The following is a 761-nucleotide window of genomic DNA, read 5'->3' as shown; positions in this document are numbered from 1 at the left end:
GGTATCAAGCTCGCCAACACCTGACCTGCATTAATGGCTTGTCCATTTTGATTGGTCAGCGCCGTCACAGTACCTGCCTGTGGCGCAGTAATCTGGCTGGACTGGCGATTGGCGTTTTCTGCCACTTCCTGTTTCAGGCTGGCTTTGGCTCTGTCGATTTGGGTCAGGTCAGTGGCCAGCGTGTTTGCCAGGGTATTGAGTTCGTCTTGCAGGGCAATTTTATTGGCTTGCAACTGGGTCTTGTTACGCTGCAAGGTGCTTAAACGGGTACTGATGTCGATCAGGTCTTCCTGCTTTTGCTGGGTTTGTGCCGCTGAAACATAACCATTGCCTTGCAAGGTTTCAAACTTGGCGACGCTTTGCTGGGCCAGTTGTTGGCGGCGCTGCGACAAGGCCAGTTCTTGTTCAATCTGGCTGTATTCTTGCTCCAGATTCGCCAGCCTTTGGCTTAGTGCCAGTTTCTTTTCTTGATACTGGGTTTGGCGCAGCCTTTGTTCTGCTGCCAGACTGTCTGCGCGGGTAGCCAATTGCTGGGCCACCAGGGCAGTGATTTCACCCTGGCTGTTTTGTCTTTCTGTACTGATAGTGAACAAAACTTGTCCAGCTTTGACCAGTTCACCTTCTTTGACGTGGGTGTTCAGCAAAATACCGGCATTGGGCGCAGCGACGCTCAACTGGCCACCTACGGGGACAGTAATGCCAGTGACACGGGCTTTTTTGGTAATGCTGCCAAAAGTGATATAGGCAATCAATGCGGCGGC

The 761-nt window shown here is 52.2% G+C and carries 1 protein-coding gene; it reads right to left on the bottom strand.

Features of this window, described 5'->3' with window-relative positions:
- A partial coding sequence (locus AC1RVX_RS30010; RefSeq protein ID WP_493220247.1) for an HlyD family secretion protein occupies positions 1–761 on the bottom strand: 761 nt, incomplete at both ends.

This window comes from Undibacterium sp. GW821-FHT11B02 (assembly GCF_058808955.1).
This window is presented reverse-complemented; position numbering and strand designations above follow the sequence as displayed.